At 64.6% G+C, this 6,171-nt stretch carries 6 protein-coding genes and 1 pseudogene; 2 read left to right on the top strand and 5 right to left on the bottom strand.

What is annotated here, in order from left to right:
- Positions 1-53 precede the first annotated feature (53 nt).
- A complete protein-coding gene (locus HP546_RS24165) occupies positions 54-914 on the bottom strand; it encodes an NAD(P)H-hydrate dehydratase (protein WP_172230477.1) in 861 nt (286 codons plus the stop codon).
- A gap of 65 nt (positions 915-979) precedes the next feature.
- On the opposite strand from HP546_RS24165, the gene queG reads away from it, so the two are divergent.
- Complete coding sequence (queG, locus tag HP546_RS24160; protein WP_172230474.1) at positions 980-2,059, top strand: tRNA epoxyqueuosine(34) reductase QueG; 1,080 nt, start codon at positions 980-982, stop codon at positions 2,057-2,059.
- A 94-nt stretch (positions 2,060-2,153) separates the two neighbouring features.
- On the opposite strand, the gene HP546_RS24155 is transcribed toward queG, so the two are convergent.
- Positions 2,154-2,765: a trimeric intracellular cation channel family protein gene (locus tag HP546_RS24155; protein ID WP_172230471.1), complete on the bottom strand. Its 612-nt coding sequence runs from the start codon at positions 2,763-2,765 to the stop codon at positions 2,154-2,156.
- A 91-nt stretch (positions 2,766-2,856) separates the two neighbouring features.
- Positions 2,857-3,399, bottom strand: coding sequence for an oligoribonuclease (gene orn / locus HP546_RS24150; RefSeq protein WP_172230468.1), 543 nt, complete (start codon positions 3,397-3,399; stop codon positions 2,857-2,859).
- A gap of 151 nt (positions 3,400-3,550) precedes the next feature.
- Here orn and rsgA point away from each other — a divergent pair, with 151 nt between their 5' ends.
- Positions 3,551-4,582 carry a small ribosomal subunit biogenesis GTPase RsgA gene (gene rsgA / locus HP546_RS24145; protein WP_172230465.1) on the top strand — a complete coding sequence of 344 codons (1,032 nt, stop codon included), beginning with the start codon at positions 3,551-3,553 and terminating at the stop codon, positions 4,580-4,582.
- Positions 4,583-4,835: 253 nt separating this feature from the next.
- Here rsgA and motB read toward each other — a convergent pair whose 3' ends face one another.
- Together motB and HP546_RS24135 are read right to left on the bottom strand one after the other, a co-directional pair.
- Complete coding sequence (motB, locus tag HP546_RS24140; protein WP_172230462.1) at positions 4,836-5,876, bottom strand: flagellar motor protein MotB; 1,041 nt, start codon at positions 5,874-5,876, stop codon at positions 4,836-4,838.
- A gap of 3 nt (positions 5,877-5,879) precedes the next feature.
- A pseudogene (locus HP546_RS24135) lies at positions 5,880-6,171 on the bottom strand (flagellar motor stator protein MotA); the annotation flags it as partial.

Genomic DNA, 6,171 nt, shown 5'->3' with positions numbered 1-6,171 from the left:
GGCCATTTTGCCGCCGAAGGCGACCATGGCCGCTTCATCGGCCAGAAACAGGGTTAAACCAGACACGCAGAATGCTCCTCCAACAACTCACGAATGACCGGCGCCAGATCGCTGGCCGCCAGGCCTCTACCATTCACACCCAGACGCTCGCCGGCACAGGCGTGCAGCCATACCGCCAGGCCGGCCGCCTCCCAGGCGCCAAGCCCCTGGGCCAACAACGCCGCCAGTACACCGGTCAGCACATCGCCTAGCCCCGCGCCCGCCATCGCCGGGTGACCGCGCTCGCACAGCGCCAGCTTGCCGGTGGGATCCGCCACCAGGGTGCCAGCGCCTTTAAGCACGCAGACGCTGTTGTAACGACGCGCCAGCTTGCGCGCAGCACCCGGGCGGTCCGCCTGCACCGCCTCGGTGGAAATCCCTAGCAGGCGGGCTGCCTCCCCTGGGTGGGGGGTGAGGACGCTGCCGCTGGGCAAGGCCAGCGGGGTGCGCGCCAGCAGGTTCAGGGCGTCGGCATCCCATACCTGCGGCCGCTCGGCATTGGCCACTGCCGACAGCAGGCTACGGCCCCATGCGGCCTGGCCCAGGCCTGGGCCGACCACCAGCACCGAGGCGCGCTCCAGCACACCCATCAACTGGTTGGCCGAACTGACGCCCAGACACATGACCTCGGGCAGGCGCGCCAGGCTGGCCGCGACGTGCTCCGGCCGGGTTGCCACGCTGACCAGCCCGGCGCCACAGCGCAATGCGGCTTCAGCGCTGAGCAGTACAGCGCCACCGGTACCGAGGTCGCCACCAACCACCAGCACATGGCCAAAGTCGCCTTTATGGGCGTGCGCATGCCGTGCCGGCAGGTGCGCGACGGTCACGCTGCTGAGCATTTGTTGGGTCAGGCTTGGGTGTTTGGTCTGCGGCATGGGGTCAAAGGCTCCAATGTCTGGCAGAATTATACGCACCTGAGCCCGTATTGCCTTGCCCATCCATGTCCGCTTCTACGCCTGACCTCGCCCAACTGGCCCAATCCATCAAGATTTGGGGCCAGGAACTCGGTTTTGCCCACGTCGGCATCGCCGGGGTCGACCTTGGCGAACATGAACACCACCTGCAGCGCTGGCTCGACGCCGGCTACCAGGGCGAAATGGAATACCTGGGCGCCCACGGCAGCAAGCGCTCGCACCCCGACCAGTTGATCCCTGGCACGGTACGCGTGGTATCGCTGCGCATGGACTACCTGCCCGGCGACACGCAGATGGCACAGCGCCTGGCGCAGCCGGAGAAAGCCTACGTGTCGCGCTACGCCCTGGGCCGCGATTACCACAAGCTGGTGCGCAAGCGCGTGCAGTTTCTGGCCGACCGCATTCAGGAGGCGATCGGCCCGTTCGGCTACCGCGCGTTCGTCGACAGCGCACCGGTGCTGGAAAAGGCCTTGGCCGAACAGGCCGGGCTGGGCTGGATCGGCAAGAACACCTTGCTGCTCAACCGCAAGGCGGGTAGCTACTTTTTCCTCGCCGAACTGTTCGTCGACCTGCCGCTGCCGGTGGACGAAGCCACCACCAGCGAGCACTGCGGGCGCTGCCAGGCCTGCCTGGACATCTGCCCGACCCAGGCGTTTGTCGGGCCTTATGTGCTGGATGCGCGGCGTTGTATTTCCTACCTGACCATCGAGCTGCGGGGGCCAATCCCCGTCGAGTTGCGCTCGATGATGGGCAACCGGGTGTTCGGTTGCGACGACTGCCAGATCGTCTGCCCATGGAACCGCTTTGCAAGGCATAGCCAGGAGCAGGACTTCCAGCCCCGGCACGGGCTGGAGAATGCCGAGCTGGCTGAAATGTTCTTGTGGGATGAACGGACCTTCCTGCGCAAGACCGAGGGCGGGCCTTTGCGCCGGGCGGGGTATGAGCGCTGGTTGCGCAACCTGGCGGTGGGCTTGGGCAATGCGCCGTCGACCATTCCGGTGATAGAAGCGCTGAAGGCGCGGCGCGAGGATGCGTCTGAATTGGTGCGCGAGCACGTCGAGTGGGCGCTGGCCCGGCACGGCGTTGAAGGGGATGGAGGCCGCTAGGCGTAATCGTTGATTTTGATGGTGTTGCAGACATCGAGCGCCGCGCGGGCGGCGCTCGATCTCACAGGCGCAGCAACCCTCAAGACGAGCGCACTTACTGCTGATCGTTGTAATGAAACTTGGGCATTTCCCAGTGAAAACGTATCGCCAGCAACCGCACCAGAAACCCGCCGAACAAGGTCAGCAGCATCGCCTGCTCCGCCGGCACCTGGAAATACACACAACCCAGGTAGAACCAGGCCGCCGCGAACGACACGCTGGCATAAAGCTCACGACGGAACACCAGCGGAATGTCGTTGCAGAAGATATCCCGCAGGATGCCGCCAAACACCCCGGTGATCACCCCGCTGATCGACGCCACCAGCATGCCCTGCCCCATCTCCAGCGCGGTCATGCAGCCAATCAGGGTAAAGGCCACCAGGCCCAGGGCGTCGAGCACCAGAAACAATGAGCGCAGGCGGCGCATCATCGGTGCGATGAAAATGGTCAGCAGCGCAGCAAGGCTGGTCAACACCAGGTACTCCGGGTGCTTCACCCAGGTCAGCGGGTAATGCCCGAGCAGCACGTCACGCACCGAACCGCCACCCAGGGCCGTTACGCAGGCGATCAGTACCACGCCAAACCAGTCCATGCCGCGGCGTCCGGCAGACAATGCACCGGTCATGGCTTCGGCGGTGATGGCGATGAGGTAGAGCATCAACAACATGGCGCGGGTCCCTGCAGGAAAGGCGCGCAGTCTAACCAGTTGCCCAAGGCACCAAAAGGGGGCGCAGGCACAATATCTGCGCCCTTTCGGCTCACACCTTGATGAAGTGCTCGCGATAGTGGCGCAGCTCGGCGATCGATTCGCGGATATCATCCAGCGCCAGGTGGGTGTTGCCCTTCTTGAAGCTGTCGCGAACGTCCGGCGCCCAGCGCGCGGCCAGCTCCTTCAAGGTCGAGACATCCAGGTTGCGGTAATGGAAGTAGTTTTCCAGGTCGCGCATATGGCGGTAGAGGAAGCGGCGGTCCTGGCAGATGCTGTTGCCGCAGATCGGCGACTTGCCTTTCGGCACCCACTGCTCAAGGAAGGCGATGGTCTGCGCCTCGGCTTCGGCCATGCCGACCTTGCTCTCGCGCACACGCTGGGTCAGGCCCGAGCCGCCATGGGTGCGGGTGTTCCACTCGTCCATGCGCGCCAGCACTTCGTCACTGTGGTGAATGGCGATCACCGGGCCCTCGGCCAGGGTGTTCAGCTCGCTGTCGGTGACGATGGTGGCCATCTCGATGATGACGTCGCTGTCCGGATCCAGCCCGGTCATTTCCAGGTCGATCCAGATCAGGTTCTGTGGGTTTTGCATGCAGGTGCTCCTTGTATAGGCCGTCATAGTAGCCTAGTGGCCGGGGCACGCCCATGCGCCGCATGCAGGTAAGCGGAATGGTCCTCAGCCTGCCGTGCTAAACTGCCTGCCGTTTCAATCTGCCCCTACACCGAACCACCACGGAAATTTCATGGCCAAACGCCAGCTCAATCGCCGCCAGAACTGGCGTATCGAAAAAATCCAGGGCGAGCGCGCCGCGCGCGCCGCCAAACGCGAGCAGAATGCGCTGCAGGAACTGGAAGGTGGCGACCTGGGGCCGGAGCAACTGGGCCTGGTGATCGCGCACTTCGGCGTGCAGGTCGAGGTGGAAGCCCAGGACGGTGAAACCGCCGGCCAGGTATTCCGCTGCCACTTGCGCGCCAACCTGCCAGCGCTGGTCACCGGCGACCGTGTGGTATGGCGTGCGGGCAACCAGGGTATCGGCGTGATCGTGGCGCAGATGCCACGCAGTACCGAGCTGTGCCGCCCGAACAACCACGGCCAGTTGAAGCCGGTAGCCGCCAACGTCGACTTGATCGTGATCGTGTTCGCACCGGCCCCGGAGCCGCACCCGAACCTGATCGACCGCTACCTGGTCGCCGCCGAACATGCCGGCCTGCGCCCGCTGCTGCTGCTGAACAAGGCCGACCTGGTCAACGACGAGAACGGCCCCGGCCTGCATGCACTGCTGGAGGTCTACCGCGAGCTCGGCTACCCGCTGCTGGAGGTCTCGGCACACCACGGCGACGGCATGCAGCGCCTGCAACAACAGCTCGATGGCCACATCAGCGTGTTCGTCGGGCAGTCCGGGGTAGGCAAGTCGTCGCTGGTCAACAGCCTGCTGCCGGATGCCGGCACCCGCGTCGGCGACCTGTCCGAATGGTCTGGCCAGGGCACCCACACCACCACCACCGCGCGCCTGTACCACTTCCCCAACGGCGGCGACCTGATCGACTCGCCGGGCATCCGCGAGTTCGGCCTTGGCCACGTCAGCCGTACCGATGTGGAAGACGGTTTCATCGAGTTTCGCGACCTGTTCGGCACCTGCCGCTTCCGCGACTGCAAGCATGATCGCGAACCGGGCTGTGCGCTGCTCAAGGCGCTGGACGAAGGCCGTATCAAGCCGCAGCGCATGAACAGCTACCGCTCGATCATCGCCAGCTTGACGGAAGACAGCTACTGACCGGCTTGGCATTTATGCTGCCCGTGAGATCGAGCGCCGCACGCGCGGCGCTTCGCGGGGCAAGCCCTAATGCCAGTCAGTTAAGGCTAATGGGGCTGCTGCGCAGCCCATCGCTGCGGTTCGTCGCCACGCCAAGCCAGCTCCCACCCCGACCGCAGCGAATTCAAGCCATGCGCCGTACTTGTGGGAGCCTGGCTTGCCGGCGATGGGCCGCAAAGCGGCCCCAATTGCTTAACTGAGGGCGCGAAAGGGCTTACTGCTCCTTGGCTTCATCCATCTTCAACGTGCCCTCTTCGAAGATATTCAGTTTCTGACGCAGCTCACGCGGCTGCATCGGCGCCTGCTCTGCGTCGGCGCCAGGCCCCGGGTTAGCTGGCGCAGCCGGTGCAGATACCCCCGGCGCAGCGCCACTGGCGGGCGCCGCAGGCTCGGCAGCCGGCGCGCCCTGCTCACCCTCGATGTCGCGCTGGGCCTTCTTGGTCAGCACGATGATGTCGATGCGGCGATTGACCGGGTTGAACGGGTTCTTGCGGTCGAACAGCGAAGACGAGGCATAGCCCACCACCCGCGCCACCTGGCCATCCGGATAGCCACCGGCGACCAGGGCGCGGCGCGCGGCGTTGGCGCGGTTGGCCGACAGCTCCCAGTTGCCGAACTCGCCAGCGCCGGCATACGGTTTGGCATCGGTGTGGCCGCTGACGCTGATCTTGTTCGGCACTGCCTTGATCGTGTCGGCCATCGCCAGCAGGATGTCTTCGAAGTACGGCTGCAGGCGCGCGCTGCCGATGTCGAACATCGGCCGGTTCTCGGCGTCCATGATCTGGATGCGCAAGCCGTCCTGGGTAATCTCGAACAGGATCTGGTCCTTGAACTTCTGCAGCTGAGGGTTCTCTTCCACCTTGTTCTGCAGTTCCTGCAGCAGCAGCTCCAGGCGCTCACGCTCGACCTGCTCGGCCATGGTCTCGACCTGGTCTTTGTTCAACTGAGTGGGGGACTGCTGCGTCGGCTCGGTCTTCACTTCCGGATTGATGGTTTTCTCCGGCGCCATCTCAGGTGAACCACCCAGGTCGATGACATAAGGCGTGCCGCTCTCGGAGAAACCGATCGGGTCCTGGAAGTAGCCGGCAATGGCGATCTTCTGCTCAGGCGTGGCCGTGGACAACAGCCACAGCACCAGGAAGAACGCCATCATCGCCGTGGCGAAGTCGGCAAAGGCGATTTTCCAGGCGCCACCATGGTGGCCGCCGCCATAGCGCTTGACACGCTTGACGATGATGGGCTGATTGTTCTCCATGACTCAGCGACCGCGAACCGCTTGTTCCAGCTCGGCGAAGCTTGGGCGGTGCTTGGGGTACAGCACCTTGCGCCCGAATTCGACCGCCAGCGAAGGCGGCATGCCCGAGGCCGAGGCCACCAGCGAGGCCTTGATCGATTCGTAGAGGTTCAACTCTTCCTTGGCGTCGTGCTCCAGGCACTTGGCCAGCGGGCCGAAGAAGCCGTAGGCAGCCAGAATACCGAAGAAGGTACCCACCAGCGCTGCACCCACGTGCATGCCGATGGCCGCCTGGTCACCATCGCCCAGCGAGGCC

The sequence above is a fragment of the Pseudomonas sp. CM25 genome (assembly GCF_013179705.1).
Lineage (GTDB): Bacteria > Pseudomonadota > Gammaproteobacteria > Pseudomonadales > Pseudomonadaceae > Aquipseudomonas.
This window is presented reverse-complemented; position numbering and strand designations above follow the sequence as displayed.